Source organism: Mycobacterium lehmannii, from assembly GCF_001499925.1.
In the GTDB taxonomy this organism is placed as follows: Bacteria; Actinomycetota; Actinomycetes; order Mycobacteriales; family Mycobacteriaceae; genus Mycobacterium; species Mycobacterium lehmannii.
Genome location: NZ_LQIR01000003.1, coordinates 51882 through 76986, shown reverse-complemented (window position 1 = coordinate 76986; position 25105 = coordinate 51882). Strand labels below are relative to the sequence as shown.

At 66.7% G+C, this 25105-nt stretch carries 28 protein-coding genes; 25 read left to right on the top strand and 3 right to left on the bottom strand.

Annotated elements, in window-relative coordinates; all coding sequences use genetic code 11:
- Window positions 1-8: 8 nt before the first annotated feature.
- A complete protein-coding gene (locus AU192_RS03760) occupies window positions 9-1007 on the bottom strand; it encodes an acrylyl-CoA reductase family protein (protein WP_064394446.1) in 999 nt (332 codons plus the stop codon).
- 89 nt (window positions 1008-1096) lie between these two features.
- Window positions 1097-2074, bottom strand: coding sequence for an esterase family protein (locus AU192_RS03755; RefSeq protein WP_064394392.1), 978 nt, complete (start codon window positions 2072-2074; stop codon window positions 1097-1099).
- Window positions 2075-2384: 310 nt separating this feature from the next.
- Between AU192_RS03755 and AU192_RS03750 the strand changes: the two genes are divergently transcribed.
- From AU192_RS03750 to AU192_RS03700, 11 genes are all read left to right on the top strand, one after another.
- Window positions 2385-2942, top strand: a complete 558-nt coding sequence (locus AU192_RS03750) for a TetR/AcrR family transcriptional regulator (protein WP_064394391.1) — start codon at window positions 2385-2387, stop codon at window positions 2940-2942.
- A gap of 133 nt (window positions 2943-3075) precedes the next feature.
- Window positions 3076-4239 (top strand): acyl-CoA dehydrogenase family protein, encoded by a 1164-nt coding sequence (locus AU192_RS03745; RefSeq protein WP_064394390.1) that lies wholly within the window; start codon window positions 3076-3078, stop codon window positions 4237-4239.
- Window positions 4240-4252: 13 nt separating this feature from the next.
- Window positions 4253-4642 carry a nitroreductase/quinone reductase family protein gene (locus AU192_RS03740; RefSeq protein ID WP_064394389.1) on the top strand — a complete coding sequence of 130 codons (390 nt, stop codon included), beginning with the start codon at window positions 4253-4255 and terminating at the stop codon, window positions 4640-4642.
- An 88-nt stretch (window positions 4643-4730) separates the two neighbouring features.
- Window positions 4731-5825: a homogentisate 1,2-dioxygenase gene (locus AU192_RS03735; RefSeq protein ID WP_064394388.1), complete on the top strand. Its 1095-nt coding sequence runs from the start codon at window positions 4731-4733 to the stop codon at window positions 5823-5825.
- Entirely contained in the window at window positions 5822-7051 is a 1230-nt protein-coding gene (locus tag AU192_RS03730) for an alpha/beta hydrolase family protein (protein ID WP_064394387.1), read from the top strand. Before AU192_RS03735 ends, AU192_RS03730 begins: the two co-directional genes overlap by 4 nt.
- Window positions 7048-8253, top strand: coding sequence for a CaiB/BaiF CoA transferase family protein (locus AU192_RS03725; RefSeq protein WP_064394386.1), 1206 nt, complete (start codon window positions 7048-7050; stop codon window positions 8251-8253). The genes AU192_RS03730 and AU192_RS03725 overlap by 4 nt, the downstream gene beginning before the upstream one ends.
- Entirely contained in the window at window positions 8250-9158 is a 909-nt protein-coding gene (locus AU192_RS03720; RefSeq protein WP_064394385.1) for a hydroxymethylglutaryl-CoA lyase, read from the top strand. The genes AU192_RS03725 and AU192_RS03720 overlap by 4 nt, the downstream gene beginning before the upstream one ends.
- 69 nt (window positions 9159-9227) lie before the next feature.
- A complete protein-coding gene (locus AU192_RS03715; protein ID WP_174523545.1) occupies window positions 9228-9785 on the top strand; it encodes a TetR/AcrR family transcriptional regulator in 558 nt (185 codons plus the stop codon).
- A 20-nt stretch (window positions 9786-9805) separates the two neighbouring features.
- Complete coding sequence (locus AU192_RS03710; protein WP_064394383.1) at window positions 9806-11044, top strand: acyl-CoA dehydrogenase family protein; 1239 nt, start codon at window positions 9806-9808, stop codon at window positions 11042-11044.
- Window positions 11041-12012, top strand: coding sequence for a phosphotransferase family protein (locus AU192_RS03705; protein WP_064394382.1), 972 nt, complete (start codon window positions 11041-11043; stop codon window positions 12010-12012). The genes AU192_RS03710 and AU192_RS03705 overlap by 4 nt, the downstream gene beginning before the upstream one ends.
- Window positions 12009-12362, top strand: coding sequence for a DUF6285 domain-containing protein (locus AU192_RS03700; RefSeq protein ID WP_064394381.1), 354 nt, complete (start codon window positions 12009-12011; stop codon window positions 12360-12362). Before AU192_RS03705 ends, AU192_RS03700 begins: the two co-directional genes overlap by 4 nt.
- 55 nt (window positions 12363-12417) lie before the next feature.
- Here the strand turns inward: AU192_RS03700 and AU192_RS03695 are convergent, their stop codons facing one another.
- Entirely contained in the window at window positions 12418-13044 is a 627-nt protein-coding gene (locus AU192_RS03695) for a class I SAM-dependent methyltransferase (RefSeq protein WP_064394380.1), read from the bottom strand.
- Window positions 13045-13092: 48 nt separating this feature from the next.
- On the opposite strand from AU192_RS03695, the gene AU192_RS03690 reads away from it, so the two are divergent.
- The 14 genes from AU192_RS03690 (at window position 13093) to nuoK (ending at window position 25103) form a co-directional block, all read left to right on the top strand.
- Window positions 13093-13485: a nuclear transport factor 2 family protein gene (locus AU192_RS03690; protein ID WP_064394379.1), complete on the top strand. Its 393-nt coding sequence runs from the start codon at window positions 13093-13095 to the stop codon at window positions 13483-13485.
- 53 nt (window positions 13486-13538) lie between these two features.
- Window positions 13539-14072, top strand: a complete 534-nt coding sequence (locus AU192_RS03685; protein ID WP_064394378.1) for a YceI family protein — start codon at window positions 13539-13541, stop codon at window positions 14070-14072.
- A gap of 15 nt (window positions 14073-14087) precedes the next feature.
- A complete protein-coding gene (locus AU192_RS03680; protein WP_064394377.1) occupies window positions 14088-14489 on the top strand; it encodes an Rv3143 family two-component system response regulator in 402 nt (133 codons plus the stop codon).
- A 166-nt stretch (window positions 14490-14655) separates the two neighbouring features.
- The gene (locus AU192_RS03675; RefSeq protein ID WP_064394376.1) at window positions 14656-15030 is read left to right on the top strand and encodes an NADH-quinone oxidoreductase subunit A; all 375 of its coding nucleotides are present in this window, start codon (window positions 14656-14658) and stop codon (window positions 15028-15030) included.
- Window positions 15021-15575: a NuoB/complex I 20 kDa subunit family protein gene (locus AU192_RS03670; protein WP_015305533.1), complete on the top strand. Its 555-nt coding sequence runs from the start codon at window positions 15021-15023 to the stop codon at window positions 15573-15575. The genes AU192_RS03675 and AU192_RS03670 overlap by 10 nt, the downstream gene beginning before the upstream one ends.
- Window positions 15572-16288, top strand: a complete 717-nt coding sequence (locus tag AU192_RS03665; protein WP_064394375.1) for an NADH-quinone oxidoreductase subunit C — start codon at window positions 15572-15574, stop codon at window positions 16286-16288. The genes AU192_RS03670 and AU192_RS03665 overlap by 4 nt, the downstream gene beginning before the upstream one ends.
- Window positions 16288-17649 carry an NADH dehydrogenase (quinone) subunit D gene (gene nuoD / locus AU192_RS03660; RefSeq protein WP_064394374.1) on the top strand — a complete coding sequence of 454 codons (1362 nt, stop codon included), beginning with the start codon at window positions 16288-16290 and terminating at the stop codon, window positions 17647-17649. The genes AU192_RS03665 and nuoD overlap by 1 nt, the downstream gene beginning before the upstream one ends.
- Window positions 17646-18509 (top strand): NADH-quinone oxidoreductase subunit NuoE, encoded by an 864-nt coding sequence (gene nuoE / locus AU192_RS03655; protein ID WP_064394373.1) that lies wholly within the window; start codon window positions 17646-17648, stop codon window positions 18507-18509. The genes nuoD and nuoE overlap by 4 nt, the downstream gene beginning before the upstream one ends.
- Window positions 18506-19822: an NADH-quinone oxidoreductase subunit NuoF gene (nuoF, locus tag AU192_RS03650; protein WP_064394372.1), complete on the top strand. Its 1317-nt coding sequence runs from the start codon at window positions 18506-18508 to the stop codon at window positions 19820-19822. The genes nuoE and nuoF overlap by 4 nt, the downstream gene beginning before the upstream one ends.
- A 51-nt stretch (window positions 19823-19873) precedes the next feature.
- Window positions 19874-22264, top strand: a complete 2391-nt coding sequence (locus AU192_RS03645; protein ID WP_064394371.1) for an NADH-quinone oxidoreductase subunit G — start codon at window positions 19874-19876, stop codon at window positions 22262-22264.
- Window positions 22261-23502 (top strand): NADH-quinone oxidoreductase subunit NuoH, encoded by a 1242-nt coding sequence (nuoH, locus tag AU192_RS03640; RefSeq protein ID WP_064394370.1) that lies wholly within the window; start codon window positions 22261-22263, stop codon window positions 23500-23502. The genes AU192_RS03645 and nuoH overlap by 4 nt, the downstream gene beginning before the upstream one ends.
- Window positions 23495-24040, top strand: coding sequence for an NADH-quinone oxidoreductase subunit NuoI (gene nuoI, locus AU192_RS03635; protein WP_064394369.1), 546 nt, complete (start codon window positions 23495-23497; stop codon window positions 24038-24040). Before nuoH ends, nuoI begins: the two co-directional genes overlap by 8 nt.
- A complete protein-coding gene (locus AU192_RS03630; RefSeq protein ID WP_064394368.1) occupies window positions 24037-24807 on the top strand; it encodes an NADH-quinone oxidoreductase subunit J in 771 nt (256 codons plus the stop codon). Before nuoI ends, AU192_RS03630 begins: the two co-directional genes overlap by 4 nt.
- Complete coding sequence (nuoK, locus tag AU192_RS03625; RefSeq protein ID WP_064394367.1) at window positions 24804-25103, top strand: NADH-quinone oxidoreductase subunit NuoK; 300 nt, start codon at window positions 24804-24806, stop codon at window positions 25101-25103. The genes AU192_RS03630 and nuoK overlap by 4 nt, the downstream gene beginning before the upstream one ends.
- Window positions 25104-25105: the final 2 nt, after the last annotated feature.

The following is a 25105-nucleotide window of genomic DNA, read 5'->3' as shown; positions in this document are numbered from 1 at the left end:
ATGACTCGTTAGAACCCGTCGTGCACGACCACCCGGGTGCGGCCGGTGACGCCGCCGCCGATGATCGTGCGCAAGGTGTGCGGCGCCTCGAGCACCGGAACGTCCCTGGTGATGTCGGTGAGATGATTCGGCTTGAGCTCGCCCTCGATCTGCTTCCAGATGTCGCGACGCGGACCGATCGCGAGCTGTACGGAGTCGATGCCCGCCAGGGTGATGCCGCGCAGGATGAACGGCATCACGGTTGTGGCCAGGTCGGCCGACCTGGCCAACCCCGAAATCGCCGCGACACCCGCGTAATTGAGGGTGCTCAGCGCGTACGCGAGGGTGTCGCCGCCGACGCTGTCGACGACCCCGGCCCATTTCGACTTACCCAGCGGGCGGACCTTCTCCCCTTCCTCGGGTAGGCGTCCGATCACCCGGTAGGCGCCCAGGCCCATGAGATAGTCGTGCGCCTCGGCCTTCCCGGTGGATGCGATCACCTCGTAGCCCAGACCGGCCAGCAGGTCGACGCTGATGCTGCCGACGCCTCCGGTCGCACCGGTGACCAGTACGGGCCCGTCCTGCGGCCGCACGCCGTGGTCGCGAATTGCGTTGACGCTCATGGCCGCGGTGAAGCCGGCTGTGCCGATTGCGGCGGCCTCTCCCGTCGTCAACCCGTCGAGCTTGACCAGGTACTCGGCCGGCAACCGGGCACTGTCGGCGTACCCACCGTGCCTGCCGGTGCCGATGTCGTAGCCGTGGGCGACGACCCGGTCTCCGACGGCGAACTCCGATGACGACGATGCCGTGACCGTACCGGCCGCGTCGATGCCCGGGATGAGCGGATACGACCGGGCCACACCGCCTTTGGGCGTCACGGCGAGGGCGTCCTTGTAGTTGATCCCCGAGTACTCGACGGAGATCGTGACGTCACCCTCCGGCAGGAAAGTGTCGTCGACGACTTCGTGCCGGAGGGTGATTTCTCCTTCGGCGTCCTGATGTGCGACCAAGGCGTTGACTGCGCTCATGACGTCCATTGTTCACCTGGGCCCACGCGCAAGCCGGGGAACGCAAGAGTCCCCGGACGCATGTCGCGTCCGGGGACTCCTGACTTGTCTTACGAACCGAGATGCGAGATCAGGTCAGGCTTCATCTCCTGCAACTGAGCACCCCAGTACTCCCAGCTGTGCGTGCCGTACGGCGGGAAGTTGAACACCCCGTTGGTGCCGCCGGCGGCGATGTAGTTGTCACGGAACGTGATGTTCGTGCGGATCGTCAGGCCCTCGAGGAATTCGGCGGGCAGGTTCGCGCCGCCGAGCTCGTTGGGCGTGCCGTTACCGCAGTAGATCCAGATCCGGGTGCCGTTGGCAACGATCTGCGGAATCTGCACCATCGGGTCGTTGCGCTTCCACGCGCTGTTCGGGTCCTCGGTGCGGCCCCACATGTCGTTGGCGTCGAAACCGCCCGCGTCACCCATGGCCATGTTGATCAGGAACGGCCACTGGCCCTCGGACGGGTTGAGGAACGCCGACAGTGCCCCGGCATAGATGAACTGGTCGGGGTGGTACACCGACAGGATCAGCGCGGAGTTACCCGACATCGAGAGGCCGACCGCGGCGTTGCCCGTCGTTGACACGCCCCTGTTGGCGGACAGCCACTGCGGCAGTTCGCTGGTCAGGAACGTCTCCCACTTGTAGGTCTGGCATCCGGCCTTACCGCACGCCGGCGCATACCAGTCGGAGTAGAAACTCGACTGGCCGCCGACCGGCAGGACCAGCGACAGCGGCGTCTCGAAGAACCACTCGAACGCCTGGGTCTCCAGGTCCCACCCGTTGTAGTCCTCGCGAGCGCGCAGTCCGTCGAGCAGGTACACCGCCTTGGAGCCGGTGCCCTTCTGGAACTGCACCTTGATGTCGCGTCCCATCGACGGCGACGGCACCATCAGGTACTCAACCGGCAGGCCGGGCCGGGAGAACGCCCCAGCGGTGGCTGACTGGCCGGCCAGGCTCACGAATCCCGGTAGCAGGGCCGCCGCGATGGCCGCCACCGCGAAGCGCCGCGCCCATGGGCCGCGAATCTTGTCAATCAAGCTCATACTGCAAGTCCATCCATCTTCCGGTTTGCCACTTTGGAGGCCGTTCCGTCTGCGATCGAGCGATCGCCATCGACACCGCAGCAATGTGTGCACTGCGTTGTCATGCCCGCTCGACTGAGCCCGGGGCCGTCGAGCGGACCGAGAAAATTTCAGTTGTCGCGTGTGCAGTAAAACACGATGATCAGCGCAGGAGAAACCCAGGGCCGCCTGGCGCGCCGGATTTTGCGAGCAAGTTACCACTGACGCAACGGTCGAAAAAGGCTTCGACCGGGCATCGGTGGGCCGATCGCGGCACCCGTAGGCTGCGGTCATGGCACCGGCCCGCACGCCGCGACTGTCGGTCGACGACTGGATTCAGGCCGGATACGAGATCCTCGCCGAGCAGGGCATCAAGGCGCTCAAGCTGGACGCGCTGTGCGAGCGCGTCGGCGCCACCAAGGGCAGTTTCTACTGGCACTTCCCAGATATGGCCGGCTACCGATCCGCGCTGGTCCGGGCGTGGGGCGAGGTGCGCGACGACGACCGGCGTCATTTTGCGGCGCTGAGCGACCTGCCACCGCGCGAGCGGCTCTCGCAAATGATGAGTGCGCTGGTGGATGCCCGACATCGGACGCTGGAACGGGCGATGCGGGAGTGGGCGCGAACCGACGAAGAGGTCGCCGCGGGGGTACGGGCGTCGGATCGGCGGGTTCTCGAGGCCGTGCGCCAGGCGTTCGTCGAGGACGGCTTCGACCCCGATGAGGCCGATCTGCGCGCGAACGCCACCTTCGCGGCGGGGATCGGTTTCTTGCATCTGTCCGGCGCGAAAGCCAGCAGCAAGGCTGCGGCGCGGCGGGAACGGTTCCTCGACATCATGCTCACGCGGTAGTTCGCGCACGCTCGGTGCGCGACGACGGTGCGCATGACGTCGCGATTCGGCGGCGTGTCGGCTGCAGACATGCCCGCTCGGCCGCTCAGGGCCGGGGGCGTTCCATACAAAAAAGTATGGTAGCGTTCGGACCATGACGGCCGCTTCGGCTCTCCCCCTTGTCGACGCCGATTTCGTCGCTCGGCTCGCCGGACGGGCCGCCGAGGCCGAGCGGCTGCGCCAGTTGCCGGACGCGACGGTCGATGAACTGACCGCATCGGGGCTCACCGACCTGCTGGTGCCCGCGCGATACGGCGGCATGCAGGCACCGCTGCCGGCAATCTTCGATCCGGTCCGGCGAATGGCACACGGCTGCGCGTCGAGCGCGTGGACCATCGGCTTCTATGTCCTGCACAACTGGATCCTGGCGTTGTTCGACGAGCGGGCCCAGGAAGAGGCCTTCGCGGCCCGCCCATTTCTCGCCCCCGCTCCCCTGGCGCCGACCGGCCGAGGGCTGCCCACCGACGGCGGGATACGACTGAGCGGCCGCTGGTCGTGGGCCACCGGCGTGATGCACGGCAACTGGATCATGGTCGGTGCGCTGTGCGGCCCCGACGACGCGATCTTCCCGGCGCTCGCGCTGCTGCCCATCGAAGACGTCGCGATCGAGGACGTGTGGCACACCGACGGCATGCGCGCCACCGGCTCCAACGACGTCGTGGTCAACGACGCGTTCGTCCCGGAACACCGTTTGGTCCGCGTCGTCGACATCTACACCGGTACCGCGCCCGGCGCGGCACTGCACGATGCCGACACCTACCGCTGGCCGATGGTGCCCGCCCTGGCGCTGTTGGCGGCGATGCCGGCACTCGGCGGCGCCGAACGTGTCGCCGAGATCTACGCCGAGCGGTTGTCGGAGCGAGTGCTGGCGTATGAGGGCGTCATGCAAAAGGACAAGCCGATCGCGCAGGCCCGCCTCGGAGAGGCCGAGGTACGCCTGCGGGCGCTGCGCGGCCTTCTGGCAGACACCATCGCAGAGATCGAGGCCATCGTCGCGACCGGTGATGCGGTACCGAGACCGGTGCGCGGGGCGGCCCGGATGGCTGCGGCACACATCGTCCACGAGTCGCGACACGTGATCGGGTTGTTGCTCGAGGCGTCGGGTGCCAGCGCGCATTTCGTCGACAACCCGCTGCAACGGATCAAGCGCGACGTCGACGTGGTGGCCGGGCACGTCGTCTTCGACTACGACACGAGCCGAGAGCTCGCCGGAGCCCTGAGATTGGGAATGAAAGTGTCACGAACCGCGATGGTGTGATCGGAGGGAACCCATGGCCGAAGACTTGCGCGACCAAGTCACCAAGATGTTCCAGAAGAACGTCATGAACCCGATGATGCGGCTCCTGCCGTTTCAGACGTTGCTTGAGACGACGGGTCGCAAGAGCGGCCAACCTCGTCGCACTCCGCTGGGCGGGCGGCGGGTGGGCAATGAGTTCTGGTTCGTCTCCGAGTTCGGCGAGAAGTCGCAATACGTCAAGAACATCCAGGCCGATCCCGCCGTGCGAGTCCGCTTGAACGGCAAGTGGCACAAGGGAACCGCGCACATCGTGGCCGACGATGACGCGCGTGAGCGGTTGCGCTCGCTGCCGCAGTTCAACAGCTTCGGCGTGCGGACCTTCGGCACGAACCTGCTCACCATCCGGGTCGATCTCGAGGATTGACTCGCGGCGTAAGTAAAACTAAAGTCAGTTTTAGTTCTTGGTCGCGGGTGTCCCCCGCGCCCCGCCGTCATCGTCGATGGAGCCAATCATGGAATCGTTTGTCCACCTGCGCAAAGGCCGCACTCCCAAGCGCTTGCACGCCGACCTCGACGGCCTCAAGGACGACGAACTCGGCCGTGGCGGATTCGTCGGCCGCACCGCCAACATCTACCGCCGCCACGACCCCACCGCATACCGGGCGTCGGGACCGCTGCGGCCGGTCGACGTGATGACCAGCGAGCTCAAGCCCAGCGACGCCACCGATGCCGCGGGCGCGCCGCTGCTGTTGTTCAGCAACTCCGACTGCCGAATCTCGCTGAGCCGGCGCAGCGAGGAGATGCCGTTCTACGTGCGGCACGTCGACGGGGACCTGCTGTCGTTCGTGCACCGGGGTTCTGGTCGGCTCGAGACAGAGTTCGGACCGCTGCGCTACCGCGAGGGTGACTGGGTCTACGTGCCGAAGGCGACGACGTGGCGCCAGGTTCCCGACGAGGAAACGACGCTGCTGATGATCGAGGCCACCGCCGAGTTCCGCGTCCCACCGCCCGGGCCGCTCGGCAGGCACTTCCCGTTCGACCCGTCACAGACGACGGTCCCCGAGCCGGAGCCGATCGACGACGACGGGCGATCCGAATACGAAGTCCGCCTCGTCCACGAGGGTGGGCCGACATCGCTGTTCTACCAACACAATCCGATCGATGTCGAAGGTTGGCGCGGCGACAACTTCCCGTTCACCTTCAACATCGCCGACTACAACGTGATCGCCAGCGAGAGCGTGCACCTGCCGCCGACCGTGCACCTGTTCATGCAGGCGACGGGTGTGGCGGTGATGAACTTCCTGCCCCGGCCCGCCGAGAGCGTCCCCGGCACCGAACGTCCGCCCTGGTACCACCGCAATGTCGACTACGACGAGGTCTCCTTCTTCCACGGCGGCGACCTGTTCGGTATCCCGATGCCGCCCGGGTTGGTCAGCCACGCCCCGCAGGGTGTGCACCACGGCGCACCGGAGAAGGCCCGCGAACGCGCGCGGCGCAAGTTCGACGAACAGGACCGCGTCGGTTGGTACGTCATCTCCGTCGACACGACGCGGCGGCTGACGCCGTCGGCCGAGGTGCTCGCCAACGATTTGGGCCAGCACGCATGACCCAGACGACCGAGGCGCCGGTGCGCTACGAATACGACCGCATCCCCTATCTCGTTGCCTACCAGAACACTTCGGGCGTGCGCGACGTCTACGGCGGGGTAGCCGAGCTGGTGGTGCTCGAAAGCCACCTGCTGCGGCCCAAGGACAAACCCTCCGATACCGTGCTGGTGTTCATGCATCCGATCGGCGGCGGCGCATACCTGCCGATGATGAACGGGCTCGCGCGAGCCGGACACCATGTCATCTACTGCAACAGCCGGTTTCGCGGCACCGACTCCGCGCTGCTGATGGAGAAGGTCGTCGAGGACCTCGGCGAATGCATCAAGGACGCCAAGAACCGCTTGGGCTATTCGAAGGTGGTGCTGGCCGGATGGAGCGGCGGCGGCTCGCTGTCGGCGTTCTACCAGCAGCAGGCCCAGCACCCCACGATCACCGCCAGCCCGTCGGGTGACGGGCCGGATCTGACCAAGCTCGGCCTCATCCCCGCCGACGGCCTGATGCTGCTGGCCGCCCACATCAGCCGCCACGGCACCCTGACCGAGTGGCTCGACGCGTCGATCCTCGACGAGTCCGATCCGACTAAGCGCGATCCGGAACTGGATCTGTACAACCCGGAGAACCCCAACCAGCCGCCCTACTCGCAGGAGTTCCTCGACCGCTACCGCAAGGCGCAGATCGACCGCAACCGACGAATCACCAAGTGGGTCAAGGGAAAACTGGACGAGCTGAAGGCCGCGGGGCGGCCCGAGGACGAGTTCGCGTTCGTCGTGCACGGCACGATGGCCGACCCCCGCTGGCTCGACCCCGCCGTCGACCCGAACGAACGCACCCCGGGGACCTGTTACCTGGGTGACCCTCAGGTGGTGAACAACAGCCCGGTCGGGCTGGCCCGGTTCTGCACACTGCGCAGCTGGCTGTCGCAGTGGAGCTACGACGACGCCAACGGCGACGCGGTGGCGTGCGGCCCGGACATCGCGGTGCCGACCCTGGTGATCGGCAACCTCGCCGACGACGCGTGCACACCGAGCCACACGCGCAGGCTGTACGAGGCGATCGGGCATCATGACAAGGAGATGCACGAGATTCCGGGCGCGAACCACTATTACGCCGGCGCCGACCAGCGCGACAAGCTGCGCGAAGCCGTCGGCGTCGTCACCGACTGGCTGCACAGGCACGGATTCTCATCGGCGGGCTGGAGCGAAGCGACCCGGGGTTCAACACAGTGAGCGTGACGGGTCCGCTGGACGGCGTCCGCGTCATCGAGGTCGGCACGCTGATCTCCGGGCCGTTCGCCGGACGCCTGCTCGGCGACATGGGCGCCGAAGTGATCAAGATCGAGCCGCCGGGCGCCCCGGATCCGCTGCGCACATGGGGGCAGGCCGAGCTCGACGGGCATCACTTCTTCTGGACCGTGCACGCACGCAACAAGAAAGCCGTCACGCTGAACCTGCGGACCGAAGGTGGACGGGCGCTGCTTCTCGACCTCGTCGAGCGCTCCGACATCATCGTCGAGAACTTCCGACCGGGCACGTTGGAGAAGTGGAATCTGGGCTACGACGTGCTGCGCGAACGCAATCGGGGCATCATCCTGGTCCGCGTCTCGGGTTACGGGCAGACCGGGCCCGAGGCGCACAAGGCGGGCTATGCCTCGGTCGCCGAGGCCGCCAGCGGCCTGCGGCACATGAACGGTTTTCCCGGCGGCCCGCCGCCTCGGCTGGCCTTGTCGCTGGGCGACAGCCTCGCGGGCATGTTCGCTGCCCAGGGCGCGTTGGCGGCGCTGTACCGCCGCTCGGTGACCGGGGATGGCCAGGTTGTCGACGCGGCGCTCACCGAGGCCTGCCTGGCGGTCCAGGAATCCACGATCCCCGACTACGACGTCGGAGGTGTGGTACGCGGCCCGTCGGGGACGCGACTGGAGGGCATCGCCCCGTCGAACATCTACCGCAGCGCCGACGGCAGCTGGGTGGTGATCGCGGCCAACCAGGACACCGTTTTCCGCCGGCTGTGTGAGGCGATGGGCCGACCCGAACTGGCCACCGACGACCGGTTCGCCAATCACGTTGCGCGCGGGCGTAATCAGGACGAACTGGACAAGATCATCGGCGACTGGGCCGCCGAACGCCAACCCGATGACATCATCGAAACCCTCAGTGCCGCAGGCGTGATCGCCGGGCCGATCAACACCGTCGCCGAGGTCGTCGAAGATCCGCAGCTGCGGGCCCGTGACATGTTGGTCGAGCACTGGGACGAGCGGGTCGGACGGTCCGTCCTGGGTCCCGGCGTCGTGCCGGTGCTCTCGGAGACGCCCGGGACCGTGCGCTACGCCGGGCCCGCCGCACCCGGTCAGCACAACGACGAGGTTTACTGCGGCCTGCTCGGCAGGAGCTCGACCGAACTCGACGCGCTGAGGGCGGAGGGAGTGCTGTGAACCAGGAACACGTGCAGATACGCGATGTTTCGCTGCGTGACGGACTGCAGATCGAGGACCCGATTCCGTTGTCGGCCAAGCTCGAACTGTTGGCCGCCGTCGCTGCCACCGGGGTTCGGGAGATGGAGGCGACGGCGTTCGTCTCGCCGTCGAAGGTGCCCGCCCTGGCCGACGCCCCCGACCTCGCCACGCATCTGCAGGAGTACCGCGACTCACACGGCATCGAGTTCTCCGCGCTGGTGGCCAGTCCGAACGGCGCCAAACGCGCGATCGCGGCGGGGTTGTCGTCGATCGAGTACGTGGTCTCGGCCGCCGACGGTCACAGCCGGGCCAATGTGGGCCGCACCGCCGCAGAGGCGACGGCGTTGATTCCGGAGATCATCTCGATCGCGCACGACAGCGGGGCCAGCGTCGAGGTCATCGTCGCCACCACATGGGACTGCCCGTTCGACGGACCGACACCCCACCAGCGCGTCGTCGATGTGATGACGACCGCGTTGTCGAGCGAGGTCGACCGGTTGGCGATCGCCGACACCATCGGCACCGCCACCCCGCGGCGGGTTACCGAGACGATCGAGGCGCTGCGCCCGCTGGTCGATGAAATCCCGCTGGGCGCCCACTTCCACAACACCCGCGGCGCCGGGTTGGCCAGCGCTTATGCGGCGGTCACGGCGGGCGTCACCCGGCTGGACGCGTCGGTGGGCGGGCTGGGCGGCTGCCCGTTCGCGCCCGGTGCGAGCGGCAACATCGCCACCGAGGACCTGGTGTACCTGTTGCGCGACAGCGGGATCGGGGTCGACGTGGACCTGGACGCCGCGATCGAGGCGGCGCGCGTGGCGCAGCGTCTGGTCGGACACGATCTTCCGAGTGCGCTGCTGCGCGCCGGCGACCGAATCCTGAACTGAGCAGACGTGCCCACCGGACCGTCGCCGACACTGAGCGCCAAGGGCCGCCAGACCCGCGAGGCCATCGAGATGGCCGCCCGGAAACTGTTCGCAGAACGTGGTTTCCACGGTACGACGCTCGGCGACATCACTTCTGCGGCCGGTAAGTCGCCTGCTTCGTTCTACCGCTATTTCGCGGACAAGGAAGACCTGTTGGCGGTGCTCGCGCAGTCGTTTCTGCGCGAGGTGGTGGCACCGTCCGGCGGAGCACTCGACCTACCCGAGTCGCCGGATGACGACGGGTTCTTCCGCACCGTGGTCACCGGTTACTGGGACATGTTCAAGCAGAACATCGGGATCATGATCGCCGTCGCGCAACTGGCCACGACCCAACCGCGATTCGCCGCCGTGCAGAACGAATTCCGTCGGTTCGGCATGGACATCTTCGCGGCCTCGGTGCGCCGCGCACAAGAGCAGGGCTACGGCGCCGACCTCAATCCCGAGCACACCGCGGCGGCCATCGCGCTGCTGTTCGAGAACTTCACCACCGTCTTCGTCGGAACATCGGGCCTGGGCATCGAGCTGACCGACGAGGATGCGATCGCGACGCTGTCGAGGATCTGGAAGAAGACGCTGTACGGTTTCTGAACCCTGGAAAGGAAATCAACGTGGATTTCGCCCTGCCCGACCATCTGCCTGCACTCCTCGCCGAGATGGACGCCTTCATCGAGACGGAGATCAAACCGCTGGAACGCGAGAACATCCAGTACTTCGACAAGCGTCGCGAACATGCCCGTACGGACTGGGACAATGACGGGATCCCCCGGCGGGAGTGGGAGGACCTGCTCGACGAGATGCGCAGGCGCGCGGACGCGGCGGGCTGGCTGCGCTATGGGCTGCCGTCCCGGTTCGGCGGCCGCGACGGCAGCAACATCGACATGGCCGTCATCCGCGAACATCTGGCGCACAAGGGTCTCGGGCTGCACAACGACCTGCAGAACGAGTCGTCGATCGTCGGCAACTTCCCGCAGGTCATCATGATGGACCGATTCGGCACCGACGCGCAGAAGGCCGAGTGGACCGAGGCGTTGATCACCGGCAAACGGTCGATGGCCTTCGGCCTCACCGAACCCGCACACGGTTCGGACGCCACCTGGATGGAGACCACCGCCGTGCGCGACGGTGACGAGTGGGTCATCAACGGCGCCAAACGATTCAACACCGGCGTGCACCGCGCCACCCACGATCTGGTGTTCGCCCGCACCTCCGGCGAAGCCGGCCAGGCCCGCGGCATCACCGCATTCCTGGTGCCCACCGACGCCCCCGGATTCACCGTGCCGTACTACTGGTGGTCCTTCAATATGCCGACCGACCACGGCGAGGTCGAGCTGAAGGATGTCCGGGTGCCCGCCGACGCGGTGCTCGGCGAGATCGACCGCGGTCTGGAGGTGGGCCAGACCTTCCTGCACGAGAACAGGATCCGCCAGGCCGCCAGCAGCCTCGGCGCCGCGCAGTATTGCATCGACCGCGCCGTTCAGTACGCGAACGACCGCAAGGTCTTCGGCAAGCCGCTGGCGGTGAACCAGGCTGTGCAGTGGCCGTTGGTGGAGTTGCAGACCGAGGCCCAGATGGTGAGGCTGCTGGTGTATTACGCGGCAACGGAGTTGGACCGCAACCACCACATGGAGGTTTCGGACAAGGTGTCGATGGCGAACTATCGCGCGAACCGGCTGGTCTGTGATGCCGCCGACCGCGCGATGCAGGTGTTCGGGGGCGTCGGCTACAGCCGGCACGAACCGTTCGAACACATCTACCGGCATCACCGGCGCTACCGGATCACCGAGGGAGCCGAGGAGATTCAGATCCGGCGGGTGGCCCAGCGGCTGTTCGGGTTCGGCAAGCGTTGAACCGCGAACTCGCCGAAGGCCTCACCGGCGTCCTCGGGCCGGTGCTCGGCGAGGGTGTCGCCGTCGAGAATCTGCACGCGCTGACCGGCGGCGCGAGCCGCACGACGTGGGCCTTCGATGCGGTCACCGACACGCGTCGCGCCCTGATCCTGCGTACGGGCCCGCCCGACGACGTCCACGCGAGCATGGAATTGGAAGCCGCCGTACAGCAGCGGGCGGCCGCCGCGGGGGCGCCCGTGCCCCACATCCTGGCAGCCGACAACTCCCCCGCGGCGCTGGGCAATCCGTACCTGATCTGCGACGCCATCGGTGGCGAGACCATCGTGCGGCGGATCTATCGCTCGCTGGACGACTCCGGCCGCCAACGGTTGCTGCACCAGTGCGCCGAGGCGCTGGCCGCCATTCACCGTGCGGAGCATCAGGGCATCGACGTGCCACCGTCGGACCAGCTGTCTGAGTGGCGGGCCCGGCTCGACGAAATGGGCGACACCACAGCGACATTCGAGTGGGCATTCCGCTGGCTTGAGGCCAACCGGCCGCCTCCGTCGCCGCAGGTTCTGGTGCACGGCGACTTCCGGATGGGCAACCTGATCGTCGACGACAACGGGCTGGCCGCGGTGCTGGACTGGGAGCTCGTGCACATCGGCGAGGTCTACGAAGATTTGGCCTGGTTCTGTATCCGGGCATGGCGTTTCGGCGCGCCGGAGCATCACGGTGCCGGCGGGTTGGGCAGCGTCGAGGACTTCCTGGCCGCCTACGAATCTGCCGCGAACACGACGCTCGATCGGGCGGCGTTCCGGTGGTGGTTGACAGTGGCCACGCTGCGGTGGGGCGTCATCTGCCGATATCAGGCCGAACGTCATCTGTCGGGGCAGACGGAGTCGGTCGAGCTGGCCGCGATCGGACGGCGCGTCAGCGAAACCGAATGGGACGTTTTGGATCTGCTCGAAGGAGGTGGACCGCGATGACCTGGCTGTACGGCCGCCCGACGGCGGCTGAACTGGTCGCCGCCGTCGCCGGCTTCCTCGAGAACGACGTCCGCAGCGTGACCGGTCCCGACAGCCTGCTCGCCGAGGTGGGCCAGGTCAACTTCCACGCCCGCGTCGCGGCAAATGTGTTGCGCATCGTCGAACGCGAACTACTCGACACGTCGTCCGGGGAGGTCACCGACGCCCTGCGCGAGATCGGTTACCACGACGAACCCGAACTGGCCGCGGCGATCCGCTCGGGTGAGCTCGACGGCCGTTCCGCAGAGCTGTTGCCGGTGCTGCGGACGATCGTCCGGCACCGCCTGGACGTCAACCACCCCGGCTACTGACGCGATTTGTGCACATCGAGGAGCGGTGAGCGCTCCCGATCGTGCACAAATCGCGTCAGGGGCGGCGGATTCGGGCCAGCCATGCCGGTTCGTCGACGAGAGTTCCGGGCGCCGATCCGATCGCGTCGGCCTGGGCGGGCTGAACGATGCCGCGGTAGGTGGTCTCCTCCAGCGACTCGAGGACCCACCCGTCGCCGAACGCGTCGCCGATGTCGGATTCGCTGACCTGCGGGCCGAATCCGCGGCCGCGGTCGGAGAGCGCGAGCACATGGACCTGGCCGCCCGGCCGGCACGCCGCGTGCAGACTGCGCACGTACCTGGTGCGGTCGGTCTGGTCGAAGATGTGGAACAGCGCGCTGTCGACGATGGTGCCGTAGGCGGCCTCCCCGAGATCCATCGCATCGGCGACCTCGAAACGCGCCTCGACGCGCTTGACCTCGGCGTTTCTGCGGGCGTGCTCGACCGCCGATGGCGCGTAGTCGACGCCGAGCACGTCGTAGCCGAGGCCGGCGAGCAGGATCGTGTGCTCACCGGCGCCACAGCCGACGTCGAGCACCGCGCCCCGGATCAGGCCCGCGCGTTCCAGGCCGACGATCGCCGGCTGCGGCTCGCCGATCACCCACGGTGCGGTTCCGCTCTTGTAGGCGTCGTCGAATAGCGAGAGAGTAGGTGTCACATCCATGCCCGCCAGTGTTCAACCTCAATCGGTGTTGAGGTCAAGGAGGATCACGTGACCGTTGCCCACGACGTTGTCACCGACGTGGCGGATCGCTTGTTCGCGGCTATCGAGGCCGGCGACCGCGACGCCATTTCGCGGCTGTGGCACGACGACATCGTGGTCTGGAAGGTCGCCGACCGCGACCGTGACAAGGACCGGGCGCTTCGAGTCCTGCACTGGTTCATCGACACCACCTCACAACGCCGATACCAGGTCATCGATCGTCAGCTGTTCGACGGAGGGCTGGTCCAGCAGCACATCCTGCACGCGACCGGACACAACGGCGGCGTCATCGCGATGCGCGTGGGCATCATCATCAAACTGGGCGTCGACGGGCGGATCAGCCGGATCGACGAGTACTTCGACCCAGCGGAGATCGCTCCGTTGCTCGAGCCCACTACGTGACCCGGCCGACGACACCGGTCACAAGCATCCGACAAACTGAGCTAGGAGACCACATGGTAAGCCTGAGTGAGCTTTTCAGCGATCCCGCCTCGACAGGAACATGGACGCTGGACCCGGCTCAGTCCACGATCGGGGTGCGCAGCAAGTCGATGTGGGGCCTGGTACCCGTCAAGGGCCGGTTCACCGAGTTCAGCGGTGACGGCCAATTATCGTCTCCGCAAACGGTTTCCGGACACATCGAGATCAACGCCGCGTCGCTGCGCACCGGTATCCGCAAGCGTGACGAACATCTGCACTCCGCCGATTTCTTTGGCGCAGAAACCCATCCGGAGATCAGCGTGCTCATCACCGGAGCCGACGCGATCGACGGCGACACCATCGACCTGCGCGCCGAACTGACCATCAAGGGCACGACCAAACCCCTGACGCTGCGAACCAAGGTCACACCGGTCGGCGACGGCGGGATGCGGCTGGTCACCGAGGCCACCGTCAGCCGGCGAGAGTTCGGCGTCGACGGCAACCTGGTGGGCATGATCGGTGACAAGTCGACGATCTCCGGCGACTTGGTGTTCCGGCACACCCGCTAGCCGTACGATCACGGCATGGCCGAGTCATCGCGTCCGCTGCGGGTCCTCGTCTACAGCGACAACCCCAGGACCCGCGAAGAGGTACAACTCGCGCTCGGTAAGCGGGTGCATCCGGAGTTGCCAGAGCTGACCTACGTCGAGGTGGCGACCGGCCCCATGGTCATTCGCCAGATGGATGAAGGTGGGTTCGATCTGGTGATCCTCGACGGCGAGGCCACCCCCGTCGGCGGGATGGGAATCGCCAAGCAGCTCAAGGACGAGATCGAGGATTGCCCGCCGATCCTGGTGCTCACCGGCCGTCCCGATGACGCGTGGCTGGCCCGCTGGTCGCGCGCCGAAGCCGCGGTTCCCCACCCGATCGATCCGATCCGGCTCGGCGACGCCGTGGCCTCGCTGCTGCGCACCCTGGTGCAATAGCCAGAAAACACGTAAACCGCTGTCGCACTTGCCTATTCGAGGCATGACGACATAGCCACGCGTTGCCAATAGCGATACTAACCAAAAGGTGTGGCGCGCATCCCAAAGGGCGCTAGGGTGTGGGTAAGCTCACATCGAACAGCCCACGAGGGAGCGTTTGCTCGGTATGGATTTGTACACGCCAATCCTGGTGCTTGGCGCTATTGCGGCGGCGTTCGCGGTCGGCTCGGTTGCCATTGCTCTGCTGGTCGGCCCGCGTCGCTACAACAGGGCCAAGCTCGAGGCCTACGAATGCGGCATCGAGCCGGTGCCGCACGGGGGTGCGTCCGGTCAGCCGACCGGCCAGCGGTTTCCGATCAAGTACTACCTGACCGCGATGTTGTTCATCATCTTCGACATCGAGATCGTCTTCCTGTACCCGTGGGCGGTTGCTTTCGACAATCTTGGGCTGTTTGCGCTGATAGAGATGCTGCTGTTCATGGCGACGGTGTTCGTCGCCTACGCCTATGTGTGGCGACGGGGAGGTCTGGCATGGGACTAGAGGAGAAGTTGCCGGGCGGGATCCTACTGTCCACGGTCGAGAAAGTGGCGGGTTACATCCGCAAGGGCTCGCTGTGGCCCGCGACGTTCGGGCTGGCGTGCTGCGCGATCGAGATGATGGCCACGGCAGGCCCGCGGTTCGACATCTCACGGTTCGGCATGGAGAGGTTCTCGGCCACGCCCCGCCAGGCCGACCTGATGATCGTCGCGGGGCGGGTCAGCCAGAAGATGGCGCCGGTGCTGCGGCAGATCTACGACCAGATGGCCGAGCCGAAGTGGGTTCTGGCGATGGGAGTGTGCGCATCCTCGGGCGGGATGTTCAACAACTACGCGATCGTCCAGGGTGTCGATCACGTCGTCCCGGTGGACATCTACCTGCCCGGTTGCCCGCCGCGCCCGGAGATGCTGCTGCACGCGATCCTGAAGCTGCACGACAAGATTCAGGAGATGCCGCTCGGCGTGCACCGCGAAGAGGCGATCCGCGAGGCCGAGCAGGCCGCGCTGGCCGTCACGCCGACCATCGAGCTCAAGGGGCTGCTGCGATGACCGCCGGCCCGGATGAGAAGCAGAACGCGACGAACGGCAACGGCGCCGAAGCGGGCGCACCGAAGATCATCGGTGTCCGCCGCGGAATGTTCGGGGTTAAGGGGTCGGGTGACACCTCCGGCTACGGGCGCCTGGTGCGACCCGTCGCGCTGCCCGGCAGCTCACCACGTCCCTACGGCCGCTATTTCGACGAGATCGTCGATCGGCTCGCCGAGGTGCTCGGCGAGGACGGTTACGCGGCATCGATCGAGCGGGTCGTGGTGCACCGCGACGAGCTGACCCTCGAGGTGCAGCGCGACCAGCTGCCTATCGTGGCCCGTGCGCTGCGGGACGATCCGCAGTTGCGTTTCGAGTTGTGCCTCGGAGTCAGTGGGGTGCACTACCCCGACAAGGTCGGGCGCGAACTGCACGCGGTGTATCCGCTGATGTCCATCACCCACAACCGGCGGATCTTGATCGAGGTCGCCGCACCCGACGATGACCCGCACATCCCGTCGCTGTTCGAGGTCTATCCCACCACCGACTGGCACGAACGCGAGACCTACGACTTCTTCGGCATCATCTTCGACGGGCATCCCGCCCTGACCCGGATCGAGATGCCCGACGACTGGGTGGGGCACCCGCAGCGCAAGGACTACCCGTTGGGCGGCATCCCGGTGGAGTATCACGGCGCCGAGATTCCTCCGCCCGATCAACGGAGGGCCTACAGCTGATGAGCATTTCGCACGTCCCGCCCACGCAGGGCGGCGCTTCATCCTCTGCCGCATCGGACAACAACGAGACGGTAATCGTTGTCGGCGGCCAGGATTGGGACCAAGTGGTCCAGGCCGCCAAGGACGCGGCCGCGGCCCACGCAGGCGAACGCATCGTCGTGAACATGGGTCCGCAGCACCCCTCCACCCACGGTGTGCTTCGGCTGGTCCTCGAGATCGAGGGTGAGACGGTCATCTCCGCCCGCTGCGGAATCGGCTACCTGCACACCGGAATCGAGAAGAACCTCGAGTTCCGCAACTGGACGCAGGGCGTCACGTTCGTCACGCGGATGGACTATCTGTCGCCGTTCTTCAACGAGACGGCCTACTGTCTGGGCGTCGAGAAACTGCTGGGTGTCACCGACGCGATCCCCGAGCGCGCCAGCGTCATTCGCGTGATGATGATGGAGCTCAACCGGATCTCCTCACATCTTGTCGCGCTGGCGACCGGCGGGATGGAACTGGGCGCGATGAGCGCGATGTTCTACGGATTCCGTGAACGCGAGCAGATCCTGTCGGTGTTCGAGACGGTGACGGGCCTGCGAATGAACAGTGCGTACGTTCGTCCGGGCGGGGTGGCGGTGGACCTTCCCGACGAGGTAGTGCCGCAGATCCGTGAGGTGCTCGACCTGATGCCCAAGCGGCTCAAGGACCTCGAGGACCTGCTCAACGAGAACTACATCTGGAAGGGCCGCACGGTCGGCGTCGGTTATCTCGATCTGACCGGGTGCATGGCGCTCGGGATCACCGGGCCCTGCCTGCGTTCCACGGGGCTGCCGCACGACCTGCGCAAAACCCAACCGTATTGCGGTTACGAGACATACGACTTCGACGTGATCACCGACGAGGGCTGTGACTCCTACGGCCGGTATCTGATCCGGGTCAAGGAGATGCACGAGTCGCTGAAGATCGTCGAGCAGTGCCTGGACCGACTTCGGCCCGGGCCCGTGATGATCGAGGACAAGAAGTTGGGTTGGCCGGCCGATCTGAAGGTCGGCCCGGACGGGCTGGGCAACTCGCCCGAGCACATCGCCAGGATCATGGGTCATTCGATGGAGGGGCTGATCCACCACTTCAAGCTCGTCACCGAGGGTATCCGGGTGCCCGCGGGCCAGGTCTACGTCGCGGTCGAGTCTCCGCGAGGCGAACTCGGCGTGCACATGGTCTCCGACGGCGGCACCCGGCCCTACCGGGTGCACTACCGGGACCCGTCCTTCAACAACCTGCAGGCCGTCGCCGCGATGTGTGAAGGCGGCATGGTCGCCGATCTGATCACCGCGGTGGCGTCGATCGACCCGGTGATGGGAGGCGTGGACAGGTGAGCGTATTCCTCGAGCTCGGGCAGCGACCCGAGGAACCCGGCCCGCCGATCAACGGGCCGGTCTCATATTCAGATGACGTCGTGGCGCGGCTCACCGCCGACGCCGAGCTGATCATTTCGCGCTACCCGCAGGCGCGTTCGGCGCTGCTGCCGTTGCTGCACCTCGTGCAGTCCGAGGACGGATGCCTGACCCCCGCCGGTATCACGTTCTGCGCCAAGCAGTTGGGGCTGACCGACGCCGAGGTCACCGCGGTGGCGACCTTCTACTCGATGTACCGGCGGACACCGACCGGCGAGTACCTCGTCGGTGTGTGCACCAACACCCTGTGCGCGGTGATGGGCGGCGACGCGATTCTCGAAGCGCTGCAGGAACATCTGGGTGTCCATGCCGGCGAGACGACCCCGGACGGACGCGTCACCCTCGAACACATCGAGTGCAATGCGGCGTGTGATTACGCACCGGTGGTGATGGTCAACTGGGAGTTCTTCGACAATCAGACGACGTCGTCGGCGCGCGACCTCGTCGACGCGTTGCGCGACGGTCAACCTCCCGAACCCACGCGGGGGACGCCGCTGTGTACGTTCCGGGAGACCGCGCGCACACTCGCGGGTCTGCCCGACCCACGCTCAGGTGGCAACAACGTCGGCGACGCCACGTTGGCGGGTCTGCGGGTGGCGCGCGAACGCGGCATGCAGGCGCCCGACGCCGACGCCTCCGCCGCTTCCACCGAGACGCTCGACGACGAAACCGCGGGTGTCGAGGCCACCAGGAACGCGTCCGCGCCTGGCCCGTCGGCGACCGTCCCGCCGAAGTCAGAAACCGTCGAAACCGACCCAGACACAACGGATTCCCGCGCATGACAGACCTGACGCCCGTGTTCAGCCGGTTCTGGGACGAGCCGGAACCATGGTCGATGGACACCTACCGCCGCCACGGCGGCTACCGCGCCCTGGAGAAGGCCCTGGCGATGGACCCGGACGACCTCATCAACCTGGTGAAGGAGTCCGGTTTGCGGGGCCGTGGCGGCGCGGGCTTTCCCACCGGCACGAAGTGGTCGTTCATCCCGCAGAGCGACACCGGTGCCGGCGCCAAACCGCACTACCTGGTGGTCAACGCCGACGAGTCGGAACCCGGTACGTGCAAAGACATTCCGCTGATGCTGACGACCCCGCACTTCCTCATCGAGGGTGCGATCATCGCGGCCTATGCGATCCGCGCGCATCACGCCTTCATCTACCTGCGCGGCGAGGTGGTGCCGGTGCTGCGCAGGCTGCACGCCGCGGTTGCCGAAGCGCACGAGGCCGGTTTTCTCGGCAACGACATCCAAGGGTCGGGCTTCGACCTCGAACTGATCGTGCACGCCGGAGCGGGCGCCTACATCTGCGGTGAGGAAACCGCGCTGCTGGACTCGCTCGAAGGCCGACGCGGACAACCGAGGTTGCGGCCGCCGTTCCCCGCTGTCGCAGGGCTGTACGCCTGTCCCACCGTGGTCAACAACGTCGAGTCGATCGCCAGCGTTCCGCCCATCCTGCTCAACGGCATCGACTGGTTCCGGTCGATGGGTTCGGAGAAGTCGCCGGGCTTCACGCTGTACTCGCTGTCGGGCCACGTCACCAACCCCGGACAGTACGAGGCGCCGCTGGGCATCACGCTGCGCGAACTTCTGGAGTATGCGGGCGGAATCCGTTCCGGGCACCAGTTGAAGTTCTGGACACCCGGCGGCTCCTCCACTCCCCTGCTGACCGATGAACACCTCGACGTACCACTGGATTACGAGGGCATGGCCGGCGTCGGCACCATGCTCGGCACCAAGGCGCTGCAGATCTTCGACGAGACCACCTGCGTGGTGCGCGCCGTGCGCCGCTGGACCGACTTCTACGCCCACGAGTCGTGCGGCAAGTGCACGCCGTGCCGCGAGGGCACCTACTGGCTGGCTCAGATCTACGAGCGTCTGGAGACGGGCGCGGGCACCGAGGCCGATATCGACAAGCTGCTCGACATCTCCGACAACATCTTCGGAAAAGCGTTCTGCGCTTTGGGTGACGGCGCGGCGGCACCCATCATGTCGTCGATCAAGTTCTTCCGCGACGAGTACATCGCCCACCTCGACGGCGGGTGCCCGTTCGATCCGCACGCCTCGACGCTGATGGCGACGGAAGGGGTCGGGGCCTGATGGGGGCGATTTTCTGCAGTGGCCGCACGTTCGCGGCGAAGAGGGGGCGCAATGACGCAGACCGCTGACACCGGGGCAGACACCGGAGTCGAGATGGTCCAGTTGTCCATCGACGGCTTCGACGTCAGTGTTCCGAAGGGCACGTTGGTGATTCGGGCCGCGGAACTGATCGGCATCCAGATCCCGCGATTCTGCGACCATCCACTGCTCGAGCCGGTGGGGGCCTGCCGGCAGTGCCTGGTCGAGGTCGAGGGCCAGCGCAAACCTATGGCGTCATGCACGACGACCTGCACGCCGGACATGGTGGTGCGCACGCAGTACACCTCACCGGAGGCCGACAAGGCGCAGCAGGGCATCATGGAATTCCTGCTGATCAACCATCCGCTGGACTGCCCGGTGTGCGACAAGGGTGGCGAGTGCCCGCTGCAGAACCAGGCGATGTCCAACGGCCGCGCCGAAACTCGCTTCGAAGACGTCAAACGCACCTTCCCGAAGCCGATCAACATCTCATCGCAAGTGCTGCTGGATCGCGAGCGCTGTGTGCTGTGCGCGCGCTGCACCCGGTTCTCCGAGCAGATCGCCGGCGATCCGTTCATCGAACTGCTCGAACGCGGTGCACTGCAACAGGTCGGCATCGCGACGGATGAACCGTTCGAGTCCTACTTCTCCGGCAACACCGTGCAGATCTGCCCGGTTGGCGCGCTGACCGGGGCGGCCTACCGCTTCCGGGCCCGGCCGTTCGACCTGGTGTCTAGTCCCAGCGTGTGCGAGCACTGCGCGTCGGGATGCGCCCAGCGCACCGACCATCGGCGCGGAAAGGTCATGCGCCGCTTGGCCGGTGACGAACCACAGGTCAACGAGGAATGGAACTGCGACAAGGGTCGCTGGGCCTTCACCTACACCACCCAGGGTGACCGCATCACCACCCCGATGATCCGCGACGAGGACGGCAAGTTGCGGCCCGCCTCGTGGTCGGAGGCTCTCGTGGTCGCCGGCACCGGGCTGGCGGCCGCGGCCGGAAGCGCGGGCGTGCTGGTCGGCGGCCGGATGACCGTCGAGGACGCCTACGCGTACTCCAAGTTCGCCCGGATCGTGCTGAACACCAACGACATCGACTTTCGGGCCCGGTCGCACAGCGCCGAGGAGGCCGACTTCCTGGCCGCCCATGTCGCGGGACAGCCGATGACGGTGACCTACACCGATCTGGAGAATGCGCCGGCGGTGCTGCTGGCCGGGTTCGAGCCGGAAGAGGAATCCCCGATCGTGTTCCTGCGGCTGCGCAAGGCCGCGCGCAACAAGGGGCTGCAGGTCATCTCCGTCGCCCCCTTCGCCACCCGCGCCCTGACCAAGCTGCGAGGCCGCCTTGTCACCGCGGGCCCGGGCGACGAGGCCGCCGCCCTGGACGCGCTGGCCGACGACCCGCAGCTGCGGCTGCCGGGCGCGATCATCATGGTCGGCGAGCGTCTGGCCACCTCACCCGGAGCGCTCTCTGCGGCAAGCAAATTGGCCGAAGCGACCGGCGCCCGGCTGTCGTGGGTGCCGAGACGGGCAGGCGAACGAGGCGCGGCTGAGGCCGGCGCGTTACCGAACCTGCTGCCCGGTGGCAGGCCGATCGTCGACAGCGCGGCCGTCGAGCAGACCGCGGCGGCATGGCACGTCAGCGAGCTGCCCACCGAACCTGGTCGCGACACCACCGCGATATTGGAGGCAGCGCGCAGCGGCGAACTGGGCGCCCTGCTCGTCGGCGGCGTCGAGGTCGACGACCTACCCGATCCCGAAGCGGCACTGGCCGCGATCGAGTCCACACCGTTCGTCGTCAGTCTCGAACTGAGGGAGAGCGCGGTGACAGCGGTCGCCGACGTCGTCTTCCCCATCGCGCCCGTAGTGGAGAAAGCCGGTTCATTCCTGAACTGGGAAGGCCGACTTCGTCCCTTCCAGCCGTCACTGGAGACCAACGCCATCCCCGATCTGCGGGTGCTGACCTTCCTGGCCGACGAGATCGGTGTCGCGTTGAACCTGCCGACCGCAGCGGCCGCCGGGGACGAGATATCGCGCTTGGGCATGTGGGCGGGTCGACGGCCCGAGGCACCGAACGTTGCTCCGCCGAAGCGGACGCCGCCGGCCGAGGGGCAAGCCGTGCTCGCGGGGTGGCGGATGCTGCTCGACGAAGGCCGCCTACAAGACGGCGAACCGCATCTGGCAGGCACCGCCCGTGCTCCGGTGGCACGGCTTTCCGCCGCCACCGCGGCCGAAATCGGCGCCGCGGAGGGTGATCTGGTCACCGCGAGGACACCGCGAGGAACGATCACGCTGCCGTTGGCCATCACCGACATGGGCGACCGCGTGATCTGGCTCCCCCTGAATTCGCCGGGTTCAGCGGTGCACCGAAGCCTCGGGGTGTCCACCGGGGATGTCGTGTCGATCGGACGGGCCGAACCGTGATCCATCCCGATCCCACCCTCTTCGGTCATGACCCGTGGTGGCTGACCCTCGCCAAAGCGCTCGCGATCTTCGCGTTCCTGATGCTGTCGGTGCTCGCGGCGATCCTGATCGAGCGCAAACTGCTGGGCCGCATGCAGATGCGGTTCGGACCTAACCGCGTGGGCCCCAGGGGACTTCTGCAGTCGCTGGTGGACGGCGTCAAGCTCGCGCTCAAGGAGGGTCTGGTCCCCGCCGGAGTCGACAAGTTCGTCTACCTTGCGGCACCGGTGATCGCCGCGGTGCCCGCCTTCATCGCCTTCGCCGTCATCCCGATGGGCGGTGAGGTCTCGATCTTCGGCCACCGCACCGCATTGCAGTTGACGGACATGCCCGTCGCCGTCCTGTACATCCTGGCGGCAACCTCCATCGGTGTGTACGGGATCGTGCTGGCCGGGTGGGCGTCGGGGTCGACGTATCCACTGCTGGGCGGCATTCGCTCGAGCGCGCAGGTGATTTCGTATGAGATCGCCATGGCGCTGTCGTTCGTGGCGGTGTTCATCTACGCGGGCACGATGTCGACCTCCGGCATCGTCGCCGCCCAGGACGGCACCTGGTTCATCTTCCTGCTGCTGCCGTCGTTCCTGGTTTACATGGTCTCGATGGTGGGCGAAACGAACCGTGCGCCTTTCGATCTCCCCGAAGCCGAGGGCGAACTGGTCGGCGGTTTCCACACCGAGTACTCGTCGATCAAGTTCGCGATGTTCATGCTCGCCGAGTACGTCAACATGACCACCGTCTCCGCGCTGGCGACCACGATGTTCCTGGGCGGCTGGCACGCCCCGTGGCCCCTCAACATGTGGGATGGCGCGAACACCGGTTGGTGGCCACTGCTGTGGTTCGTCGCCAAGGTGTGGGGGTTCATGTTCCTGTTCTTCTGGCTGCGCGCCACGCTGCCCCGCATGCGCTACGACCAGTTCATGGGGCTGGGATGGAAAGCGCTCATCCCGTTCTCGTTGGCCTGGATCATGATCGTCGCCACGGCGCGCGCGCTTCGCAACGAGGGCTTCAGTCAGGTGACGACGACGCTGGCCTCCCTCGGCGCCATCGCGGTGCTGCTGATCGCCGTGGCGCTGTGGCGGTCGGCGCGCCGACGCAACGTTCGCGCCATCCCGCGGCAGAAGCTCGATCCGGAGATCTTCCCCACCCCGCCCCTGCCGGGCAGCACGCAGACCGCAACCAAGGAGCCAGCCGATGCCTAAGTTCCTCGACGCGCTGAAAGGTTTCGGGGTCACCTTCGGAACCATGTTCAAAAGGCCGATCACCGAGGAGTATCCGGAGAAGCCGGGACCCGTCGCCAAGCGCTATCACGGCCGGCACCAACTAAACCGGTACCCCGACGGCCTGGAGAAGTGCATCGGCTGCGAACTGTGCGCCTGGGCCTGCCCCGCCGACGCCATCTATGTCGAGGGCGACGACAACACCGAGGACGAACGGTATTCCCCCGGTGAGCGCTACGGGCGCGTCTACCAGATCAACTATCTGCGCTGTATCGGCTGCGGGCTGTGCATCGAGGCCTGCCCCACCCGGGCGTTGACGATGACCAACGACTACGAGATGGCCGACGACAACCGCGCCGACCTGATCTGGGGTAAGGACAAGTTGTTGGCGCCGTTGCGGTCCGGCATGCTGCCGCCGCCGCATCCGATGGCCCCCGGCGCCACCGACGAGGACTACTACCTGGGCAATATCGGACCCGTGGAGCAAGAGACCCAGAAGGTCACCGGGGACGTTCGATGAGGCTCGACCTGCTCGCGGCCGTGGCCGCCGACAACCCGGGGCAGACCACGACCACCGAGGCCGTGCTGTTCTGGGTGTTGGGGATCGTGGCGGTCGTCGGTGCGCTCGGTGTGATCGCCGCACCGAAAGCGGTGTACTCCGCAATGTTTCTGGCCATGACGATGATCGTGTTGGCGGTGTTCTACATCGCCCAGGGCGCGCTGTTCCTCGGTGTGGTCCAGGTGGTGGTTTACACCGGTGCCGTCATGATGATCTTCCTGTTCGTGCTGATGCTCATCGGTGTCGACTCGTCGGACTCACTCGTGGAAACGATTCGCGGGCAACGGGTTGCCGGTGTCGTCACCGGTGTCGGTTTCGGTCTGCTGCTCATCGCGGGCATCGGCAACGTCTCGGTCGGCGGCTTCACCGGCCTGGCGCAGGCGAACGCGGGCGGCAACGTCGAGGGCTTGGCGGCGCTCATCTTCGTGCGCTACCTGTGGGCGTTCGAGTTGACCAGCGCGCTGCTGATCACGGCCGCGCTTGGCGCGATGGTGCTGGCGCACCGGGAACGCTTCGGACGCCGCAAGACCCAGCGCGAACTCGCCGAAGAACGGTTCAAACCGGGCGGCTATCCGACGACGCTGCCCAATCCCGGTGTCTTCGCGCGCAACAACGCCGTCGACATCGCCGCCCGCCTACCTGACGGTTCCGGTTCAGAGCTGTCCGTCAGCCCCATCCTGCAGAAGCGGACCGTCACCGTGACGAACGGCCGAGGAGGCGGGGAGTGAATCCCGACAACTATCTCTATCTGTCGGCGCTGTTGTTCACGATAGGCGCGGCAGGGGTGCTGTTGCGGCGCAACGCGATCGTGGTGTTCATGTGCGTCGAGCTGATGTTGAACGCGGCCAACCTCGCGTTCGTCTCGTTCTCCCGCATGCACGGCCACCTCAACGGCCAAGTGGTCGCGTTCTTCACCATGGTGGTCGCCGCCTGCGAGGTGGTGGTCGGGCTGGCGATCATCATGAGCATCTTCCGTACCCGCCGGTCGGCTTCGGTCGACGACGCAAGCCTTCTGAAGAACTAGAG